This is a genomic window from Cohnella caldifontis (assembly GCF_029360585.1).
Classification (GTDB): Bacteria; Bacillota; Bacilli; order Paenibacillales; family Paenibacillaceae; genus Cohnella; species Cohnella caldifontis.
The window spans coordinates 57,254-76,885 of sequence record NZ_JAQZSJ010000016.1; the positions used below are offsets into that span (position 1 = coordinate 57,254).

19 protein-coding genes are annotated in these 19,632 nt (G+C 59.9%); 15 read left to right on the plus strand and 4 right to left on the minus strand.

The features are described from left to right. Nucleotides 1-99: 99 nt before the first annotated feature. The 4 genes from PTZ19_RS19245 to PTZ19_RS19260 are packed head-to-tail and all read left to right on the plus strand — an operon-like array spanning nucleotide 100 to nucleotide 5,134. Nucleotides 100-1,851, plus strand: coding sequence for a sensor histidine kinase (locus PTZ19_RS19245; RefSeq protein ID WP_276356785.1), 1,752 nt, complete (start codon nucleotides 100-102; stop codon nucleotides 1,849-1,851). Further along, nucleotides 1,844-3,259, plus strand: a complete 1,416-nt coding sequence (locus PTZ19_RS19250) for a response regulator transcription factor (protein ID WP_276356786.1) — start codon at nucleotides 1,844-1,846, stop codon at nucleotides 3,257-3,259. Before PTZ19_RS19245 ends, PTZ19_RS19250 begins: the two co-directional genes overlap by 8 nt. After that, complete coding sequence (locus tag PTZ19_RS19255; protein WP_276356788.1) at nucleotides 3,256-4,932, plus strand: extracellular solute-binding protein; 1,677 nt, start codon at nucleotides 3,256-3,258, stop codon at nucleotides 4,930-4,932. Before PTZ19_RS19250 ends, PTZ19_RS19255 begins: the two co-directional genes overlap by 4 nt. 43 nt (nucleotides 4,933-4,975) lie before the next feature. Beyond that, a complete protein-coding gene (locus tag PTZ19_RS19260) occupies nucleotides 4,976-5,134 on the plus strand; it encodes a hypothetical protein (protein ID WP_276356789.1) in 159 nt (52 codons plus the stop codon). Between the two features lie 63 nt (nucleotides 5,135-5,197). On the opposite strand, the gene PTZ19_RS19265 is transcribed toward PTZ19_RS19260, so the two are convergent. Beyond that, nucleotides 5,198-6,778: a DUF5050 domain-containing protein gene (locus tag PTZ19_RS19265; RefSeq protein WP_276356790.1), complete on the minus strand. Its 1,581-nt coding sequence runs from the start codon at nucleotides 6,776-6,778 to the stop codon at nucleotides 5,198-5,200. A gap of 174 nt (nucleotides 6,779-6,952) precedes the next feature. On the opposite strand from PTZ19_RS19265, the gene PTZ19_RS19270 reads away from it, so the two are divergent. From PTZ19_RS19270 to PTZ19_RS19285, 4 genes are read left to right on the plus strand one after another with little or no spacing between them, the layout of a single operon-like run. Then, nucleotides 6,953-8,068 carry a GerAB/ArcD/ProY family transporter gene (locus tag PTZ19_RS19270; protein ID WP_276356792.1) on the plus strand — a complete coding sequence of 372 codons (1,116 nt, stop codon included), beginning with the start codon at nucleotides 6,953-6,955 and terminating at the stop codon, nucleotides 8,066-8,068. 7 nt (nucleotides 8,069-8,075) lie between these two features. Further along, nucleotides 8,076-9,659 carry a spore germination protein gene (locus PTZ19_RS19275; protein WP_276356794.1) on the plus strand — a complete coding sequence of 528 codons (1,584 nt, stop codon included), beginning with the start codon at nucleotides 8,076-8,078 and terminating at the stop codon, nucleotides 9,657-9,659. Further along, nucleotides 9,656-10,861 carry a Ger(x)C family spore germination protein gene (locus PTZ19_RS19280; protein ID WP_276356795.1) on the plus strand — a complete coding sequence of 402 codons (1,206 nt, stop codon included), beginning with the start codon at nucleotides 9,656-9,658 and terminating at the stop codon, nucleotides 10,859-10,861. The genes PTZ19_RS19275 and PTZ19_RS19280 overlap by 4 nt, the downstream gene beginning before the upstream one ends. 3 nt (nucleotides 10,862-10,864) lie before the next feature. After that, nucleotides 10,865-11,089 (plus strand): hypothetical protein, encoded by a 225-nt coding sequence (locus PTZ19_RS19285; RefSeq protein ID WP_276356796.1) that lies wholly within the window; start codon nucleotides 10,865-10,867, stop codon nucleotides 11,087-11,089. Here PTZ19_RS19285 and PTZ19_RS19290 read toward each other — a convergent pair. After that, nucleotides 11,086-12,207: a HesA/MoeB/ThiF family protein gene (locus tag PTZ19_RS19290; RefSeq protein WP_276356797.1), complete on the minus strand. Its 1,122-nt coding sequence runs from the start codon at nucleotides 12,205-12,207 to the stop codon at nucleotides 11,086-11,088. The genes PTZ19_RS19285 and PTZ19_RS19290 overlap by 4 nt on opposite strands. A gap of 396 nt (nucleotides 12,208-12,603) precedes the next feature. On the opposite strand from PTZ19_RS19290, the gene PTZ19_RS19295 reads away from it, so the two are divergent. The 5 genes from PTZ19_RS19295 to rpiA all read left to right on the plus strand — a co-directional run bounded on the left by PTZ19_RS19295 (nucleotide 12,604) and on the right by rpiA (nucleotide 15,912). After that, nucleotides 12,604-13,014, plus strand: coding sequence for a zinc ribbon domain-containing protein (locus tag PTZ19_RS19295; RefSeq protein ID WP_276356799.1), 411 nt, complete (start codon nucleotides 12,604-12,606; stop codon nucleotides 13,012-13,014). 110 nt (nucleotides 13,015-13,124) lie between these two features. Beyond that, the gene (locus tag PTZ19_RS19300; protein ID WP_422615019.1) at nucleotides 13,125-13,583 is read left to right on the plus strand and encodes a MarR family winged helix-turn-helix transcriptional regulator; all 459 of its coding nucleotides are present in this window, start codon (nucleotides 13,125-13,127) and stop codon (nucleotides 13,581-13,583) included. Between the two features lie 69 nt (nucleotides 13,584-13,652). Next, nucleotides 13,653-14,603: a ring-cleaving dioxygenase gene (locus tag PTZ19_RS19305; protein WP_276356801.1), complete on the plus strand. Its 951-nt coding sequence runs from the start codon at nucleotides 13,653-13,655 to the stop codon at nucleotides 14,601-14,603. Beyond that, on the plus strand, nucleotides 14,600-15,214 hold the full coding sequence (locus PTZ19_RS19310) for an alpha/beta hydrolase (protein WP_276356804.1): 615 nt from the start codon (nucleotides 14,600-14,602) through the stop codon (nucleotides 15,212-15,214). The genes PTZ19_RS19305 and PTZ19_RS19310 overlap by 4 nt, the downstream gene beginning before the upstream one ends. 5 nt (nucleotides 15,215-15,219) lie before the next feature. After that, nucleotides 15,220-15,912: a ribose-5-phosphate isomerase RpiA gene (rpiA, locus tag PTZ19_RS19315; RefSeq protein ID WP_276356805.1), complete on the plus strand. Its 693-nt coding sequence runs from the start codon at nucleotides 15,220-15,222 to the stop codon at nucleotides 15,910-15,912. 28 nt (nucleotides 15,913-15,940) lie between these two features. Here the strand turns inward: rpiA and PTZ19_RS19320 are convergent, their stop codons facing one another. Beyond that, nucleotides 15,941-16,093, minus strand: a complete 153-nt coding sequence (locus PTZ19_RS19320; protein WP_276356807.1) for a hypothetical protein — start codon at nucleotides 16,091-16,093, stop codon at nucleotides 15,941-15,943. Here PTZ19_RS19320 and PTZ19_RS19325 point away from each other — a divergent pair. Next, entirely contained in the window at nucleotides 16,092-16,289 is a 198-nt protein-coding gene (locus tag PTZ19_RS19325; RefSeq protein ID WP_276356808.1) for a hypothetical protein, read from the plus strand. The genes PTZ19_RS19320 and PTZ19_RS19325 overlap by 2 nt on opposite strands. 3 nt (nucleotides 16,290-16,292) lie before the next feature. On the opposite strand, the gene PTZ19_RS19330 is transcribed toward PTZ19_RS19325, so the two are convergent. Beyond that, on the minus strand, nucleotides 16,293-17,159 hold the full coding sequence (locus PTZ19_RS19330) for a helix-turn-helix transcriptional regulator (RefSeq protein WP_276356810.1): 867 nt from the start codon (nucleotides 17,157-17,159) through the stop codon (nucleotides 16,293-16,295). 134 nt (nucleotides 17,160-17,293) lie between these two features. On the opposite strand from PTZ19_RS19330, the gene PTZ19_RS19335 reads away from it, so the two are divergent. Then, entirely contained in the window at nucleotides 17,294-19,366 is a 2,073-nt protein-coding gene (locus PTZ19_RS19335; RefSeq protein WP_276356811.1) for a beta-galactosidase, read from the plus strand. Nucleotides 19,367-19,632: the final 266 nt, after the last annotated feature.

Below are 19,632 nucleotides of genomic sequence, written 5' to 3' on the forward strand. Positions count from 1 at the left end.
GGCGGTATTCGCCGTTCGGCGAGCCGACGCGGGGACGGTTGATCAGCCGTGTGCTATAATGGCCGTGACAACGCTTACAGACCAAGGGAGACATGGAACGTGACCGTATTCCCCCTGTTGCGCCGCCGGTTCGAGGTCCGCTCGCTGCGGCGCTCGCTCATCGTCTACCTGATGATCGGCTGTTTGTTGCCCTTGCTTCTGGTCGGCGCCCTGTCCTACAGCTCGATTTACGACATTCTCTCCGGGAAAATCCGGAGCGGCATCAGCGCCAGTCTGAACCAAGAGGCGGCCGCACTCGAATATACGATCAACAACCTCGATTTCGCGTCCAAGCAGTTCGCGCTGGACGGCCAGATCGCGTCGGAGATGTCTGCCTATCTGCAAGAGCAGCAAATCTCCCGGAAATCGCAGATCATGGCTTCCATTAACGAGAAAGTCAACCTGGTCAATTTCACGAATCCCAATCTGGGGTTGACCGCGTATATTCTACCCGGCGCTTATGACCCCGTTTTGTTCTCGAATCTCACCATGGACCGGGCGCCCGACATCCAGCAGCTGCCGCCGCTGCTCCACTATAACGGCGCGGATTATTTCGGTCCGCACAAGACGATGTACAATAACAGCGACAATCTGGTGTTCTCCGAGATGCGCACCGTGCAGGTGGACGGAAGCCAGACGTTGTATATTTATTTGGAAACCAATTACAGTCTGTTCCGCCATATTCTGAACCGGCAATCGTACGGCATGGAAGTGACCCATCTGCTCGTGGGCGACCGGAACAACATCGCCTATGTCGAAGACGACGGCATCCCCTCCGAGATCCGGGAACGGGTAAGGCTCGGCGGCGTTTCCCCTCATGAGGAGTACAAAGGCTATCACCTGTTCCGATACCGGAGTCCGCAGGGCTGGCAGCTCGTCGCGGCCGTCCGGAAGTCGGCGTTCAACAGCGAGATCTATTCCTGGCTGAGCAAAATGCTGGTGCTGGCGCTGTCGACGACGGCGTTCGCGGGACTGCTCGCGCTTCTGATCTGGAAAATGATTTACCGTCCGCTGCGCAAGGTGAACAAGGAGATCGTCCGGATGGCGGAGAATCCGACCGCGCCGGTCTCGTTCACGAACGTCGAGGAGTTCGACTTCGTGCTGAACAACTTCCAAGTGATGAAAAACAAGGTGAACGAGCTGATCACCGCCGTCGCGCGGAACGAGAAGCAGAAAAGCCAGTTCGAGATCGAGAAGCTGCTCAGCCAGATCAACCCCCATTTTCTGCACAATACGCTCAATACGATGCAATGGCTGGCGCGGATGAACGGACAGAAGGAAATCGACCGGCTCGCGACGCTGCTGGTCAAACTGCTGCATTACAATTTGGGAAAACAGAGCCTGATCGTGACGGTAGGGGATGAAATCGAGGCCGTTCGTCTCTATATGGAACTGCAGCGGATCCGGTACGATTACGAATTCGCGTTCCATGTCCGCGCGGACGAAGACGTCATGAACGTCGCCGTTCCCCGGTTCCTGCTCCAGCCGATCGTGGAGAACGCGATTTACCACGGACTTAGCGACGGCAACGGCAGGATCGAACTCACGGTCGGATCGGAAGGGGACGGCAGCCTGCTGCTGCGCGTCGCGGACAACGGAACCGGACTGGAACCCGGGGAAGCCGAAAGGCTGCTGACGGACGACGAGGGAGCGAAACGCCGCGGGCTCGGCATCGGCCTCTCGTACGTGAATCGGATGCTGCGGCGCTACTACGGCGATCGGATGACGCTGCGGATCGACAGCGAGCCGGGGGCGGGAACGACGGTGACGATCGTCATCCCGAAGATGCGGAAGGAGGATTTCGATGATTAAGGCCGTGGTGGTCGACGATGAGAAGCTGGTGCGCAAAGGCTTCATTTCTTTGTTCGATTGGTCATCGTACGGCATGGTCGTCGTCGGGGAAGCGGGAGACGGCAAGACGGCGCTCGAGGTGCTGCGGCAGACGAACGCGGACTTGCTGTTCACGGACATCACGATGCCGGGGATGTCGGGCTTCGATCTGATCAAGGAGACGAGAATCCGCCATCCCCGCGTCCGTTCCGTCGTGCTCACCTGCCATCACGAGTTCGATTTCGTGCAGGAAGCGCTGAGGCTCGGGGCGATCGACTACATCGTCAAGACGCTGCTCGAGCTGGACAACGCGGACGAGGTGATGCGCCGCATCGTCGAGCGGATCGAATGGGAGGTAGGTACCCGCGCCGCCCATCTCACGGGCGAGGCGCAGAAGAAGATTCCGGCGGACTCCGCCCTGGTGTTCCGGCCCCTCGTTCCCGCGGAAGGCGGGAGCGCCGAACTGTTCGAGCTGCCGTTCGTCCGGCGCAATCCGGTCATGCCGATCGGCGGCATGTGGCTTGCGCCGCTCCTCCATTCCAGCCCCATGGAGGAAATCAAGCGGGAAATCAAAGCCCGGCTCGGCGGACGGTGGGAATCCGCGTTCGTCACCGGCGTGTCCGGCCTGACGGCGGAGGAGGCGGAGAAGGAATTCGCGGATTGGCTGCCGCGGGAATGGTTCTATTCGCCGGCCGGCGACGAACCGTTATGGTTGGCATTCGGCGAACGGGTCCGCGCGGACCGCGCCGCGGGCCGTCAGCCGTCCGAGACGTTCAAGGACGCGCTGGACATGAAGTGGGCGCTGGATGCCGCCGGCTGGGAGGACTTCAAGCGGACGATCGGCGGCTTGCGTCCCGACCCGGAGTTATTGCGCGGCTTCGGAGAATCCTTATGCCGGGAGTGGGGCGGCATGCTGTTGCCTGCAGCGGAGGCGGAAAGTCTCCATGCGGCGATCGAACGCAACCGGACCTGGGCGGATTGGCAGTCGTGGCTGCTGCAATACTCGGATGTCGTCAAGCGGCGTTTGGTCGAGCTTTCGTTCACGGCGGAAGTGCTGCTGTGCCTTATCCGCGCCGTTCGGTACATGAGGAAACACGCGGGACATAAAATCAACCAAGCCGACGTGGCGGCCCGCGTCAACATGAGCAGAGGATATTTCAGCCAGTGCTTCGCGCGGCTCGCCGGCGAACCGTTCGGTTCCGTGCTGCGGGACATGAGGATCGACCGGGCCAAGCGCCTGCTGCGGGAAACGGCCGACCCGGTCCATCAGATCGCGCTCGCATCGGGCTTCGAGGACGAGAAATATTTCAGCAGGCTGTTCCGCGAACGCGTCGGCATGCTTCCGTCCGAGTACCGCGTTACGTCGGCAAGGCCGGGGGGAACGAAATGAGCAGACGGGTCCGCTTGATCGCAACGGTCGTGCTGGCTCTTTTCTTAGGTGCCGGTACGGCTTGCCGCGGCGGTTCGGACGCGGCGGATACCAAGAAACCGGAAGCGGCCGATGAAGAGAAGGCATACGGCAAATACGGGACCCCCATCACGCTGCGCATCGCGTTCAAAATCCCGGAATCCCGGCTGGCGCCCGGAGACACGAACGACAACAACCCGGTATCCCGTTATTTGGAAAGCTTGACGAACATTAAGGTCGTTCATGCCTGGGAAGCGCAGAGCGAAGAGGATTTCCGGCAGAAGGCGGATTTCGCGATCGCCGCCGGCGATTTGCCCGACGCGATGGTCGTCGACCGCGACCAACTGAAGAGGATGATCCGGAACGGCCAAGCGGAGGATTTGACGGACATCTATCAGGAGTACGCGTCCAGCTTGGTGAAGGGCATCTATGATTCTACGAACGGCACGGCCCTTCGGGAAGCTTCGTCGAACGGAAAGCTGTACGGCATGCCGAACGTCGCCATCGAGGCGGACGCGCCTTCCTTGCTGTGGGTGCGCAAAGATTGGCTGGACCGCTTGGGGCTGCAGCCGCCGAAGACGCTCGCCGACATCGGGAACGTCGCGCGGGCTTTCGCCTTTCGCGACCCCGACAACAACGGGAAGCGGGATACGGTCGGCTTATCGGGGACGAAAGCGGTCGTCTACGGACAGAAGCCGAACGTGGGCGGGTTCGACACGATTTTCAGCGCTTTTCATGCGTTTCCGAAGAACTGGATCCGGGATCCGGACGGCAATGTCGTTTATGGCTCGATCGCGCCCGAGAACAAGGAAGCGCTCGCCCTTCTGGCGGAATGGTACAAGCAGGGGTGGCTGGATCGCCAGTTCGTCCTCTACCAGGAGCCGGGAAAGCCGATTCTCGAAAACCGGTCCGGCCTCTTGTTCGGACCGTGGTGGATGCCGTACTGGCCGTTGTCCGCCGCAATCGCCGAAGATACGAAAGCGGAGTGGCGCGCCTACGCCGTGCCTCTGGACACGCAAGGGAAATTCGTCACGCACGCGGCGCCCGTGACGGATCGGTATCTGGTCGTCCGCAAGGGATACGCGCATCCGGAGGCGGCGATCCGGCTGCTCAACGCGTTTACGCGGCTGGAACGGTGGCGGGACCCGCATGCGGCGGAAGTCCGCGAGCTGCAAAATTACGCCGCGCAGACGGGAATCCAGTTTCGTCATTATTATCCGTTCGACTTGCTGCTCGATTATTCCGACGCGATCGAGCAGCGTTCCGACAACGTGCGGAAAGCGTTGGCCGGCGAGATCGACCCGAATGGCTTCGACCCCGACACGAAGACCGTGTACGACTTTGCGCTGGAAGACAAAGAAAACCCGAAGAAAAACCTTGATGCATGGAAGACCGCGCAATCGTATCTGGTCGGAGGCAATGCTTTAACGGAAGCCCCGATGGTGGAGGTGCGCAGCCTGTTCTACGGCACCACGCCGACGATGGAGACGAAGTGGGACGGCCTGCAGAAGCTGGAGAACGAAACGTTCCTTCAGATTATCGTCGGAGACAAGCCGGTAAGCGCGTTTGACGATTTCGTCCGGGAATGGAGAACGTCCGGCGGAGACCGGATCACCGAGGAAGTCGCGCAAATCGTGAAAAGCTCACAGCCGTAAGGGAAGAGCGATAAAGCGAAAGCGGCTTTCAGGAGGTTAAGAGATGGATCATCGACCAATCATGAAGCCGCGCAAGCGTTTCGAGGGGTTGCCGGGGGCCGAAAGGACGATCGTGAACGAGAGGGCTTTCTATCGGATTTCTTTTGCGCAATTGGCGGCTTTCGGCGAGTCTTTCGCCGTCAGGCTCGGTAGAGTCTCATAGATCGTATGGAACGCAAGAACGCCGGCATCCCGACGGATGCCGGCTTCTTGCGTTAATTCGCGATCAACGAATAAGCTCGATCGAGGAATCCCGGGCGGAGAGGAGCAATACTTCCTCGTCGGACGGCAGCACGCGGGAGATCGGATCCGTCACCTTCGCCAGCAAGCGGCCGTCACTGTCCAGGATCGCGACGCCGTCTTTGCCGCCAAGCTCGCATACGAGCCGGCCGCCCGCGACTTGGGCGCGGACGATCGGCGATGACCATACGAGAGGGTCATCCCCGTCTGGATCGGCGTTGTACAGCTCGAACTGGGACGTGCTTTTCTTCGTCGCATAAAATACATTCCCGTCGATGCCGTCAAACCAGGATACCGCATGGTCGGACAGTTTCGTTTCGCCCGAGCCGTCCAGCGCGGCCGAATATAACGCCTGGTCTTCGTCTTTTATATAGTAGAGCTTATTCTCGATGTCCCGGAACCAACTTACGCTCGAACTGACGATTTTTTCGGTTTGGTTCGTCTTCAGGTTGATTCTGTAAATGTGGTTGGCATCGGATTCGCTGCGCGAAGCGTACACGTACGCATACTCTCCGATAACGGCCATGTAGGAAGGGACGATTCCCGGTCCTAAATCCCAGGAGGTCTTGTCATTCCGAACGGCGTACATCAGCCCCGGGTCTCCGACCTTCGGATTGTTCGGCCCCGATTTCCCGGAGGGAGACAAGATCAGGTTGCCGCCCTCGAACGCCGATGCGGCAAGCCGGACGATAAGCGTGCCGTAAGGCGTCTCGCGGAAATCCAGATAGCCGTCGTGCATCAACTCCGCTTTTCCGTCATCCCCGATTTTCACGAACCGGTCGCTTCCCATGACCCCTCCTCCCACGTGATAGGTCAACCAAAGCGTATTGTCGCGGATTTGAAAGGATAGTTGGGTTTGCGGCCAATCCAGGTTATCGTAAGCGTACGAATAAATCTCTTTCTTGGCCGACGGCTGTTTCTCGGGCGCCCGATAGACGTGGTTCATCGCGCCTTTGGTTTCAACGAAGTAATAGTAGCCTTTGAACAGCGCGACATCGTTCTTGCCGGCATAAGCGGGAAGACCCGCCGTTTGCAGCTGCGGGTTATGGGACGTGATGCGAAGCCCGCCGTCCGCGCTCCATTTGTAATCCCACCCGAATTCGTCATGCGCGAAACGCCAGGTGAGCGGGAAATACGCCACGTTCCGGAAGCTTAAGATCGGATAAGGTTCCTTGGCGCTCAGGATCGCTTTGCCGTTGACCGTAATGGACCCCGTGGAAATCTTCGCCGTGTATGCAGCCGTATTGCGGCTCTTGGATTTGTCGGGCGCGTACGCGGAGGCCACGGGGCTTTGCCGAACGTTCAAGCCGCTCTCCGGCGACTCGTTCGTCTCCAATCCAAGCAGTCGGGAATCGTTCCAGGTCATCGGAAAATAAGTAATCCCGCGGTACACCAACAGCGGGTATTGCCGGTACGCGTTGTCCACCTGATGCCCGTTTAGGCTTACGGCAAATTTAGGCAGCGTAACCTTCACGCTCGTATCCGCGGCACGGCTGTGCCCCGCAGGCGCCAGCAAGCTCATGCATACCGACAAGACGATCGCGAATCCCGTCCATTTTTTTCTCATGGTTACCCGTCATCTCCTCTCCGCCATGGTTAGACGTAAAAAGCGGGAAAAGGTTACACGTCGAACGAGCCATCACCCGAAGTTTGGCAGCATGATACCCGATGGATCGAATCCCGATGCACGTTTATCGTCAGCGCCGATGGCAATAACTGTAGAACGAAGGAGGGAAGGGCCGTGGAACAAGCCGCCATTTCCGTTCGCCAATTCGCCATCCTGGTGTTCCTGTACACGGTCGGCACGACGATTTTGATCATCCCGTCGGGTTTGGCCGCCGAAGCCAAACAGGATGCCTGGATCGCTTCTCTCTTGGGTCTGGCGTTCAACGTGGCCGTCGTCTTTTTGTACCGCCTTATCGCCCGAAGCTTCCGGAACATGACGTTCGCGCAATATTACGACAACGTGTACGGCAAATGGATCGGCAAGCTCATGACGTTGGCTTTCGTTTTTTTCTCTTTCGTCGGGTCGACCACGGTTTTGTTTTATTTGGGCAACTTCATCAATACCCAAGTGATGCCGGAAACCCCGATCCAGGCGATCAATATTCTATTCGCCGCGATCGTGGTCATGGGTCTTCGCCTCGGGCTCGAAACGCTGGCCAGGACGGGAGAAATTTTATTCCCCTGGATCGTCCTGCTTTTCTTGATCCTGATCGGCTGCCTGCTGCCCCAAATCGACGCGGAAAAGCTTCAGCCCGTGTTGGAGGCCGATCCGGCCTCCTTGATCAAAGGGGCCGTTTCCTTGACGGGTACCTCCGCGCTGCCTTATCTCGCGTTATTCATGCTCTATCCCGTACAGGTTTCAGACCCCAAAAAGGCGGACAGGGCCATGCTCGAGGGAACGGTGGCCGGCGGCTTGTTCGTCGTGCTCATCACGTTCCTTTCCATCGCGGTCTTGGGAGCGGATGTCAGCGAGAGGCAGATGTTTCCCAGCTATTCTCTCGCGAAACGGATCAACGTCGGCAATTTTTTCGCCCGCGTCGAGATCCTGATCGCGGCGATCTGGTTTATCACCGTGTACTTCAAGACGGTCTTTTATTTTTACGGATGCGTGACGGGAATTGCGCATCTGTTCCGTCTCCGGGACTACCGGCCGCTCGTGCTTCCCCTCGGCATGCTGGTCGTCGTCTATTCGCTGGTCGTGTATCCCGACGTCGTCTACGCCGCGGAATTCGACCGGACCGTGTGGATTCCCTACATCGTGGTCGTCGGTCTGGCGATCCCGGCCGTAACGTGGATCGTCGGCATCATCCGCAAGCGGCTGCAAACCCCGGACGTAAACGGACAACCGTGAGGGACCTATGAAGAACGGAATGAAGAACGGGATTTTGAAATCCTTGCTGCGCCTGCTGCAGAACCGGAACAAAGCCGAAGCTCCGCCGCCCGTTCCCGCCGCTTCGCCGCGAGGGATCTCCTCGAAACTGGCCGCCAACCTGCAGCGGTTTCGCGCGGAATTCGGGAACAGCTCGGACCTCGTAACGAGGGAAATGCGGTTCGGAGGAGCGGAAGGGCCGCGGATCGCGCTCGTCTATTTGGACGGTCTGACCGACATGAAGGCGCTCATGCAATCTCTGGCCGGGGAGGCCGCGCCGGGCGTACGCGAGCGGAAGTCGGCCCGGCAATGGCTGGACCATCTCAAGCAAACCGCGATCGCGGCGGGCGAGATCAAAGAAGCCGGCGTATGGGGCGACGTCGTGCTGGCCGTCCTGTCGGGCGAAACGGCGATGTTCGTGGACGGTTGCGCGGATGTCTTGACGATCGGCACGCAGGGAGGGGATAGACGGAACGTCGAGGAGCCGAACACGCAATCCGTCATTCGGGGGCCTCGCGAAGGGTTTACGGAGACGCTGCGCACCAATACGGCGATGGTCAGGAGGAAGATCAGGGACGTGCGGGTCCGGACGGAGGCCATGCGGATCGGCCGGGTCACCCAGACGGACGTGGCGATCATGTACGTGCAGGGCTTGGCCGCCGACAACATTTTGGCGGAAGTACACGCGCGCTTGAACCGGATCGACACGGACGGCATCCTGGAGAGCGGATATATCGAGGAATTCATCCAGGACGGCAAGTATTCGCCGTTCCCGACGGTGTTCAGCACCGAGCGGCCGGACACGATCGCGGCCGGACTGCTCGAGGGCCGCGTCGCCGTTTTCGTGGACGGAACGCCTTTCGTGCTGCTCGTTCCCGCCTTGTTCACGCAGTTTTACCAAGCGCCGGAGGACTATTATCAACGCGCCGATTTCAGCACGCTGCTGCGCCTGCTTCGTTTCGTCTGTTTTATGATCGCGCTGCTCGCTCCTTCGGTTTATATCGCGGTAACGACTTTCCACCAGGAGCTGCTGCCGACGCCGCTGCTCATCGGCTTGGCCGGACAGCGGGAAGGCGTGCCGTTTCCCGCGTTCATCGAAGCGGTGATGATGGAGATCATGTTCGAAATTTTGCGGGAAGGCGGGGTGCGGATGCCGAAAACGATCGGCCAATCCGTCTCCATCGTCGGCACGCTCGTCATCGGACAGGCCGCGGTCGAAGCGGGGCTCGTATCGCCGGCGATGGTCATCGTCGTGGCGATTACGGCGATTTCCAATTTCGTCATTCCCGCGTTCAATATGGCGATATCGCTCCGGATGCTCCGGTTTCTGTTCATGGCGGTCGCGGCGTCCTTCGGGCTGTTCGGCGTCGTCATTTGTTTGATCGGCCTCGTGCTGCACCTGTGCAGCCTGAAATCTTTCGGCGTGCCTTATTTGGCGCCGTTCGCCCCGCTCCAGCTGAACGATCAGAAGGACTCGCTGTTCCGCCTGCCCGCATGGATGCTTCGCACGCGTCCGCGGTCGCTCCAGGACCGGAACGTTTATCGCCAGCCCCCGAAGGGAAAGGCTCCATGAAAGCCGGAGGATGGCGGAGGCGGGCTTTGTTTTCGGCCGTCGCGCTCGTTCTGCTGACCGGCTGCTGGAACCGCCGGGAGCTCAACGAGCTGGCGATCGCCGCCGCGCTCGGGATCGACAAGTCGGAAAGCGGGCTCAAACTATCGGTCCAAGTCATCAATCCGGGAGAAATCGCCGACAGGAAGGGAGCGGGAAAACAGCCCCCGGTCGTGACCTTCGAAGCGGAAGGACGCACCTTCATGGAGGCGCTGCACCGTTTAACGACGGAGATGCCGCGGCGAATCTATTTGGCTCACCTGCGCATGGTCATCATCGGGGAGGAGATGGCCCGTTCGGGGATCGGCAAGGCGCTTGACGCCTTGTCCCGGTACTACGAAGTCCGCACCGATTATTACGTCGTCGTGGCCCGCGGCCAAACGGCGGCCCATATATTGGAGACGTTGACGTCGCTGGAGAAAATACCGGCCAACTCCATGAACACTTCCCTGGACATTTCGGAAAAGGCGTGGGCGGCGACCGGCAAAACCACATTAAACGATCTGATCTCCGGGATCCATAATATCGGGCGTTCTGCGGTCATGAGCGGCATCACGCTGGACGGGAATCCGGCAGACGGCCCCGAGATGAACCGGTTCCAATCGACGAAGCCGCCCGTCATCCTCCGGTATTCCGGCATCGGCGCGATGAAGGGGGACAAGCTGGCCGGATGGCTCAGCGAAACGGAGAGCAAAGGGTTCCGCTTCGCCAAGGGGAACCTGACGAACACGGGGTTGGTCGTTCCTTGTCCGGCGGGCGGATACGCCGACGTCGAGCTGGTGCGCATGAATTCGAAGGTGAAAGGCAAAGTCGCGGGCGGCAGTCCCGCAGGCTCGGTCACCATCCGCGTAGAAGGCATGCTGACGGAGGTCAGCTGCGACATCGACGTCATGAAGAGGAAGACGATCAGCCGGCTGGAGCGGGAAATCGAGGACGAGATCGAAGAGGCAGTGCACGCGGCCGTGCGTCGGTCTCAAGACGATCTTCGTTCGGACGTGATCGGATTCGGCGAAGCGATCCACCGCGCGAATCCGAAAGCTTGGCGGAACCTGAAGCGGAATTGGCCGCAAGCCTTTCGGAAAATGAAAGTCGACGTGAACGTGGACATGAAAATCAGGCGGATCGGAACGGTGAACGAGCCCGCCGCCAAGAAAACGGAGGAGTAGCCCATGATTCCGTCGCTGTTCGTCCTGATCGTCGCCGCCGCCATCGCTTGGATCGAAGTTCCGCGGCTGCGCCGGCGCAAGGCGGTTCCGGAGCTGTGGTCGTTCTCCGTCCTGCTCGTACTCGCCGCTTCCGCCGGCATCGCGCAAATCCTGCATGTTCCGCTCCCGAACCCGCTCGATTTGATTTTTTACCTCTTCCGCCCGATCAGCGATTGGCTGTCGCTTTAAGAACCGTTTATCTCGCATACGGGACAATCGGGCTGAGGCGCGGCGAAATCGATTCTCGGCTCCGCCCGGCAGGTGTCCATGTTCATGACCATGACCCGGCCCAGGGAGAACAAGCCGGCCGATCCGGTAAACCACCTCGCGATTTCGCCGCCCGCCATGCCGGCAAGGATCATGTAACCCGGAGCGATCGAGGTGCTGGGCATGCGGAAGTCCGAAGCCCGGCATTGTTCGACGAACGAGGCGTGGCCGGCGTGTTCCCTGCCATAACGGACGTCGATGCAAGCCACGCAGCCGGTTCGGCCCGGCACGACGGTGTAAAGCTGCCCCTCGTTGATATTCATCCCGCCGGCGATGAAAGGAATGTTCTCCCGGACGCAAGCTTCATTCACCCACCGCTCGAGCAGCCAATAAGGCTGATCCGCGGCCAGCACGACGAAGTCGCTGCCGAGGATCGCCTCTCCCGCTTCGTCCGCCGAGGCGATCTCCCGGTCCAGCGGATCGAGTTTCATGCCGGACCGGAAGCGATTCAAGAACTCGCAAGCCGTTTCGATTTTGCGGCGGCCGATGTCCGGTTCGCCGTAAAGCCATTGCCGGTTGAGATTGCTTCGTTCGACGACGTCGAAATCCACGATCCGAACGGCGGTAACGCCTAGTCCGGCGAGATTGAGCAGCACGCCGCACCCGAGCGCGCCCGCGCCGATGACCGTGATTTTCGCGTCCCGAAGCCTTTTCTGCATATGCCAGGGATCCGAAGCCAGGTTGGAGTAGTAGGAGAAATAATTCAGGTTCGCCTTGAACCTCTCGGCTTCGTCGGGTGGAAGGGAAGCGGCCTCTTCCGCCCGTCGATCGTCCACATACCCCAAACCGTCGAGCTCCGCCACGAGCTCCGCGACGTCTTCGGTCGTCACCTCGGGATGGGATTCGGACAGCGCGTCCCGCAAGCCGCCGATCGTGCGCGTCCCGTCCATCAGCCGGATGAGGCGCTCGACCCATCCGGCTTCGTCTTCGATTTCGACGGCACGGTTCGGGGAGGATTCGCCGATCCGGAGGAGGCCCCCCGGCAGGCTTCTCACGTCATACAGGCGCTTAAACGCCGGCCTCGCGCCGGATCCGTCCATCTCATCCCCTCCCTTCGCTAATTCAGAATTCGAATGCCCCAGACGACCGAATCCACCGGCTTCGTCTTCGGTTTCCTCATGGCGACTCACCTCCACAGCGACCGATCATTAACCTGCCGTTCAGTTCGCGATGCGAATGCCCCAAGCCACCGAGTCGACCGATTTCGGTTGCGGCTTTTTCAATGCTCCCAACCTCCCTCCCTGTGTAAGATATCCCTATTTTAGGCATATATTGCTTGTTTCTGGAAAGTGTCTTCGGTCACGATGACAGTCACTTCTTTATCAGTGATTCGGACCAAATCACGTCATCGTCCAAGACGCTCGTGTATTCGTAACTTTCGATCTTATCCTGCGTATCCATAATGTTCCGCAATTCGACTGGGGAGGTCGTCATACATGAAAAGCATCAAGCCGGGGCGCGGCCCCTCCGCTATGGGAGCCGTGGGAAGCGTTGCGGTCGGGATCTTCGGAATCTTCTGGACCATCATGGCCGCCAATATGGGGGCTCCGATCTTTTTCGTGTTTTTCGGAATCGTCTTTGTCGGGATCGCCGTCATGCAAGGAATTTACCATTTCAAGAATGCCACGGGAACGCGCCGCATGTCTTTGTTCGACATTACGGACAGCCGGGACGAACCGGATCCGGTCGATGTTTTCCTCGCCAAGTCCGAAAGCATGAAGAGAGATTCCGCCCATGGCCATGGGGCGGACAACGAGAACGGGATGAATTACTGTCCCTACTGCGGGAATCCGGTACAGGAAGAGGCTTACCGGTATTGTCCGAAGTGCGGCAAAGAGCTTGCATGAATCCGTAGGATCGGTTGAACCGTATCCAACGCTTGACAGCGGCTCAAACCTCGGATATTATTATCTTAAATTCAAGATAAATAAATTAAAGACAAATAAGTCGGGACAGAATGGCGGTGAAACCATTGGAAAAAAATAACGCGAGCCACGATTTGTCGTTAAAACTGTTCGTCGTGCTGTCCAAGGCGTACAAAGCGGTGATGGACCACGCCGTGAAGGACATGAAGAAACACGGCCTCTCCGCTACGGAATTCACGATCATGGAGCTGCTGTACCATAAAGGCAAATTCCCGCTTCAGCAAATCGGCGATAAGGTGCTGATCACGAGCGGCAGCATTACGTACAATATCGACAAACTGGAAAAGCGTGGCCTGCTGAAAAGGGTGCCTTGTCCCGACGACCGGCGCGTGACTTACGCGGAAATCACGGAGGAAGGGGAACGTTGGATGTCGGAGGTATTCCCCCATCACGCCGAAGCGATCGACTCCGTCATGAACGGACTGACTCCCGAAGAGAAAAGCGCGGCGATCGATTTATTGAAGAAGTTAGGTCTTGCCGCCAAAGGATAGAAGGCAATAAAGTTCGTCTTATATCTTAAATTCAAGATTATTATTCGAATATAAATGGAGGTTTTACCCATGACTCAACAAACGGCAGGCATCCACCACATCACTTCCTTCGCGGGCAACCCGCAGGCGAACGTCGATTTTTACTCGGGCGTACTGGGGCTCCGTCTCGTGAAGAAGACGATCAACTTCGACGCCCCGGAAGTGTACCATTTGTATTTCGGCAATGAAGTCGGCAGTCCCGGCACCGCCATGACGTTCTTCCCGACCGAAGGCGCGCGCCGCGGCCGAATCGGAGGCGGCCAGGTCGGATACACGACCTTTGCGGTGCCCGTTGGCGCATTCTCCTTCTGGGAAGAACGCCTGACGAAATTCGGCCTCGCGTTCCATCGCACGCAGCGTTTCGGCGAGACGTATTTGCAATTCAAGGATCCGGACGGCTTGCAGCTCGAAATCGTGGAAAGAGAGGGAGGCGTTCCGAGCGGGTGGTCGTTCGGAGGCGTGCCTGCCGACAAAGCGATCAAAGGATTCGGCGGCGCGATCCTGTACAGCATTGCCCCGGAACAAACGCAGCGGACGCTGCAAGAGGTTCTGGGTTTGGAAAAAGTCGGCCAGGAGGGCGGCCTGGTCCGTTATCGCGCCCGCGGCGACATCGGCAACGTGATCGACATCAACGCCGCGCCGATCGGGTGGGGAGCCGGCGGGGCCGGCACCGTCCATCATATCGCGTGGCGGGCGCAGAACGACGAGGATCACGCCAAATGGCGCGAACGCGTGGTGGATCATGGTTTCCACGCGACCGGAATCATCGACCGCCAGTACTTCCATGCGATGTACTTCCGCGAGCAAGGCGGCATCCTGTTCGAAATCGCCACGGACAATCCGGGATTCGTGACGGATGAGCCTTTCGAGGCCCTTGGGGAAAAGCTGCAGCTTCCTCCGTGGCTCGAAGACAACCGCGAATTCGTCGAAAGCAACCTCATGCCGATCGAAGTCCGGGTATTGGAGGAGGATGAACAATGAAGCATGTTTACCAACCGGGCTCCCGCCAGGACGCTCCCGTCCTGCTGCTCTTGCACGGTACGGGAGGGACGGAGCGGGATTTGCTCCCGCTCGCCTCCATGATCGATCCCGGCGCATCGGTGCTGGGCGTGCGCGGGAACGTGCTCGAGAACGGGATGCCCCGTTTTTTCCGGCGGATCGCGGAAGGGGTCTTCGATGAGGAAGACTTGAAATTCCGAACGAAGGAGCTGCACGATTTCCTGGACGAAGCGGCCGCAAGCAACGGGTTCGATCGGCGAAACGTCATCGCGGTCGGCTATTCCAATGGCGCGAACATCGCCGCGAGCTTGCTGTTCCATTACAAGGATTCGTTGAAGGGGGCCATCCTGCACCATCCGATGGTCCCGCTGCGGGGCATCCCGCTGCCGGATTTGACGGGAACCCCAGTATTCATAGGCGCGGGGACGAACGACCCGATCTGTTCGGGCCGGGAGACGGAAGAGTTGACCTCGTTGCTGGAAGGAGCCGGCGCGAAGGTGCAGGTGCATTGGGAGTCGTTCGGGCACCGGCTCACCGAGTCCGAAGCGAAAGCCGCCGCCGCGTGGTATGAAAATACGTTTGGGGCGAGGTGATCCGCGTGGACAAAAAGAGGCTCGCAGCCGAGCATGCGGCCGATCGGATTCAAGACGGCATGATCGTGGGACTGGGTACGGGTTCGACCGCTTATTGGGCGATTCAAAAACTCGGCCAGCGCGTCCGGGAAGGCCTTCGGATCCGCGGGGTTCCCACTTCGGAGCATTCGAAGCAGTTGGCTGTCGAGCTGGGCATTCCTCTCGTGAATCTGGCGGACGTCGAACAGGTGGATGTCACGATTGACGGAGCGGATGAGATCGATCCGGACTTCCACCTGATCAAAGGCGGAGGCGGAGCGCTGTTCCGGGAGAAGATGGTCGCCCAGCATTCGAAAACCGTGATCATTATCGCCGATGATTCCAAACTCGTGGAGCGGCTCGGCGCGTTTCCGCTTCCCGTGGAAGTCGTTCCGTTCGGCTGGGAAATCACGGCGAAACGAATCGAGCGGCTCGGCTGTACCGCCGCGCTGCGCCGGGCGGCGAACGGGGACGTCTTCGCCACCGACAACGGGAACCGGATTTTGGACTGCCGGTTCGGACGCATCGAAGCTCCCGCGAGTTTGCATCAAACGCTGAAAATGCTGACGGGGGTCGTGGAGACGGGGCTGTTTCCGCACGAAGCGGATCACGTCGTGATCGGAACCGCCGACGGCGTCGTTCAAAAGGACAGACATGCCCATCCGCGAGCGGAATCATGACGATTGGGCCGGCGCCATTGGGACGACTCTACACGGAAAGAGGCTGGATTTGCATGCGCCATACTCCTTTGATGTAGAACGGCCACCGTTTTTCGATGCCTGCCGTCTCGCCGAGCCGGATCAACTGGGCAGCGCGGCCGGATTTCTGCGGGGGAAACGTCAACCGGGCGAACGCCGTCATGGAGATCGGCCGGAAGCGGGGGGTCTCCGTGTCGGCGGCCGGCTTGGGATATTTATGGAGCCGGGAGGTGCCGGTCACGGCGCTTGTCGGATATTCGACGATGGAGCAGCTCCGGTCGAGTCTGGAAGACTGCGATTATATGCCGGATCCGGAGGATAAAGCCGTCTATGATCGGGCCCGTTGGCAGTCGGAATAACGTTTAGCCGGGATCATTAGCCGGCGTTGTGGATCCGCGCTTGGCGTATTGCTTCGGCGTGCAGCCGTACACGCGCTTGAACATGCGGATGAAATACGTGACGTCCATGCCCAGCTGCCGGGCGGCCTCTTCTACCGATAGTTCGGGGTGGTCCCCGAACAGTTGGACGGCGCGCCGCATTTTCAGCTGCATCAAGTATTTCTGCGGCGAAACGCCGTAATGGCGGACGAACAGCCGGTTGAAATGCTGCGCCGAGTACCCGGCCGCCCGGGCGATATTGGAGACGAGCAGCCGTTCGTTGTAATGGGAGTGCATCAGCCGGACGGCGGTCTGCAGCGCCGCGTTGCCCGGCTCCCCGGCTTGCTTCGGCCGGGCCGCTCGCCGCTGGTCCGATTGGCCTTCCAGCATGGCGAGCGCCATGCCGTACATGCGCCTCGACGCCTCCCAATAGGCGTTGTCGCCGTTCAAGCTGATGAGCTGCCACAAACCTTCCAGTTGGCGCCATAAATCTTCGAAGTTGGCCGCGCGGAAAGCCTTCATGGCGAAGGGACGCATAAGCTCCAGAAGCGCGGGAGCGGCTTTGCCGTCGAACGCCGCGAAGCCGAGCTCCCAGCTTTCCTGCGGGCGGGCCGGGGCATAAGAATGGGGCGTGCCGGCGGGAAGCAGGAACGCCATGCCGGGTGTCAGCGTCTGATCGGAATGACCCGGCAGGCGGAAGAGACCGCTGCCGCTGCGGCACAGGAAGATTTGGTGAGCCGGGTATCCTTGCGGGCGCTCCAGCCGGTGCTGATCATGGCTTCCTACGCAGCATACGTACAGGGGAAGTGTCTCCTCGAGATTCGCGAATTCCGCGAGAAGGAAGGGCATCATTTTGGCGGTAAGGCCTCCATCTTCGGATTGTACGATTTTTTGACCGTTTCATTCTATGATTATAGATCATGATCCCCTATGATGATAGGAGATGAGCGAATCAGACGAATCCGAACGTAAAGGAGCGTTTTCCCATGGCACAAGGACGGAAATTTCCGCCGATCAGCGGCAAAATCCCCGGGTTCATGCACGGCGCCGACTACAATCCGGATCAGTGGCTGCATGATCCGAAAATTTTCGAGGAAGACATCCGGCTGATGAAGCTGGCGAATTGCAACGTCATGTCCGTGGGCATTTTCGCCTGGGCCGCGCTGGAGCCGGAGGAAGGGCGGTTCGAGTTCGGCTGGCTGGACCATGTGCTGGATACGTTCGCGGCGAACGGAATTTACGCCTGGCTTGCGACGCCCAGCGGCGCGCGTCCGGCGTGGATGTCGCAGCAATATCCGGAGGTGCTGCGCGTCGGCGCGAACCGGGTCCGCAATCTGCACGGCGCCCGGCATAACCATTGCTATACGTCCCCGGTGTACCGCGAGAAGACGGCCATCATGAACGCGAAGCTGGCGGAACGCTACGGCAGCCATCCCGCGGTCGTCGGCTGGCACGTGTCCAACGAGTACGGCGGCGAGTGCCATTGCGACTACTGCCAGGAAGCTTTCCGCGACTGGCTGAAAGCCAAATACGGGTCGCTGGATGCGCTCAACCGGGCCTGGTGGACGGCGTTCTGGAGCCACACCTATACCGATTGGGCGCAAGTGGAATCGCCGGCGCCGCACGGCGAGTCGGCGGTGCATGGGCATAATTTGGATTGGCGGAGGTTCGTCACGGCCCAGACGATCGATTTCTATCTTCACGAAATCGCGCCGCTGAAGCGCGTGCGTCCGGAGCTGCCCTGCACGGCGAATTTCATGGACCTGTTCTACGATCTCGATTACCGCGAGTTCGCCAAAGTCGTGGACGTCATCTCCTGGGACGCCTATCCGACTTGGCACGCGGCGAAGTCCGACGCCGACGTCGCGGCCTGGTTCTCGTTCAACCACGACCTGTTCCGCTCGCTGAAACGGAAGCCGTTCATGCTCATGGAGAGCACGCCCAGCCTGACGAACTGGCAGCCGGTCAGCAAGCTGAAGCGTCCCGGCATGCACCGCCTGTCCTCGCTGCAGGCCGTCGCGCACGGCTCCGACACGGTACAGTACTTCCAATGGCGGAAAAGCCGCGGCTCCAGCGAGAAATTCCACGGCGCGGTCGTCGATCACGCCGGGCACGAGCACACGCGCGTCTTCCGCGACGTCGCGGATTTGGGCGCCGCGCTGGCCGGCCTTGGCGAAGTGATCGGCACGTCCGTTCCGGCGGAGGCCGCGATCCTCTTCGACTGGGATAACCGTTGGGCGGTGAACGACGCGCAAGGTCCCCGCAACTCCGGCATTCGCTACGAGCAGACCGTGGTTCAGCACTACCGGGCTTTATGGGAGCTGGGCGTTCCGACGGACGTCATCGGGTCGGACGACGAGCTTGCCGGTTACAAACTGTTGATCGTTCCGATGGCTTACTTGATGCGGCAGGAGACGGGGGAGAAAATCAAACGGTTCGCCCGCGCCGGCGGCACTGTCGCCGCCACGTACTGGTCGGGTGTCGTGGACGAGCACGATCTGTGCCACCTGGGAGGATTCCCGGGTCCGCTCCGCGCGGCGGCCGGGATTTGGGCGGAGGAGATCGAAGGACTCCACGACCACGACCGGAATACGCTGGTGCTGCGGGAAGGCAACCCGCTCGGGATCGTCGGGTCTTATGAAATCCGCGAGCTGTGCGAGCTGATCCATGCCGAGACGGCAGAGGTGCTCGCGGAATACGGCGAAGACTTCTACGCGGGGCGGCCGGCGCTCACGGTGAACCGCCTGGATGCGGGCCGCGCGTATTATTTGGCCGCCCGCGTCAGCGATCCCGCTTTCTACGCGGCGTTCTACGAAGCGCTCGTCCGCGAAGCGGGCGTGCGGCGCGCGATCGAAACCGCGCTTCCCCCGGGCGTTACCGCCCAACTCCGCAGCGACGGGGTCTCCGATTACGTGTTCCTGCTGAATTTCTCCGGCAAATCGGCCGAGATCGAGCTGGACGGGGCAAGCTACTTGGATGCGGAAACCGGCGATGCGGTCGCGGGGACGCTGGGGCTGCCCGTCAATGCTTCGCGGATTCTGAAGCGGGCAGCAAAATAACGTACCACGTACGTAATTCCGCAGGTAGCACGGGGGGCTCGAGCAAAATAACGTGCCACGTACGCTGTTGCGCAGGAAACACGGGGGCTCGAGCAAAATAACGTACCACGTACGCTATTGCGTAGGAAACATGGGGGCTCGAGCAAAATAACGTACCACGTACGCTGTTGCGCAGGAAACATGGGGGCTCGAGCAAAATAACGTACCACGTACGCTATTGCGTAGGAAACATGGGGGCTCGAGCAAAATAACGTACCAGGTACGCT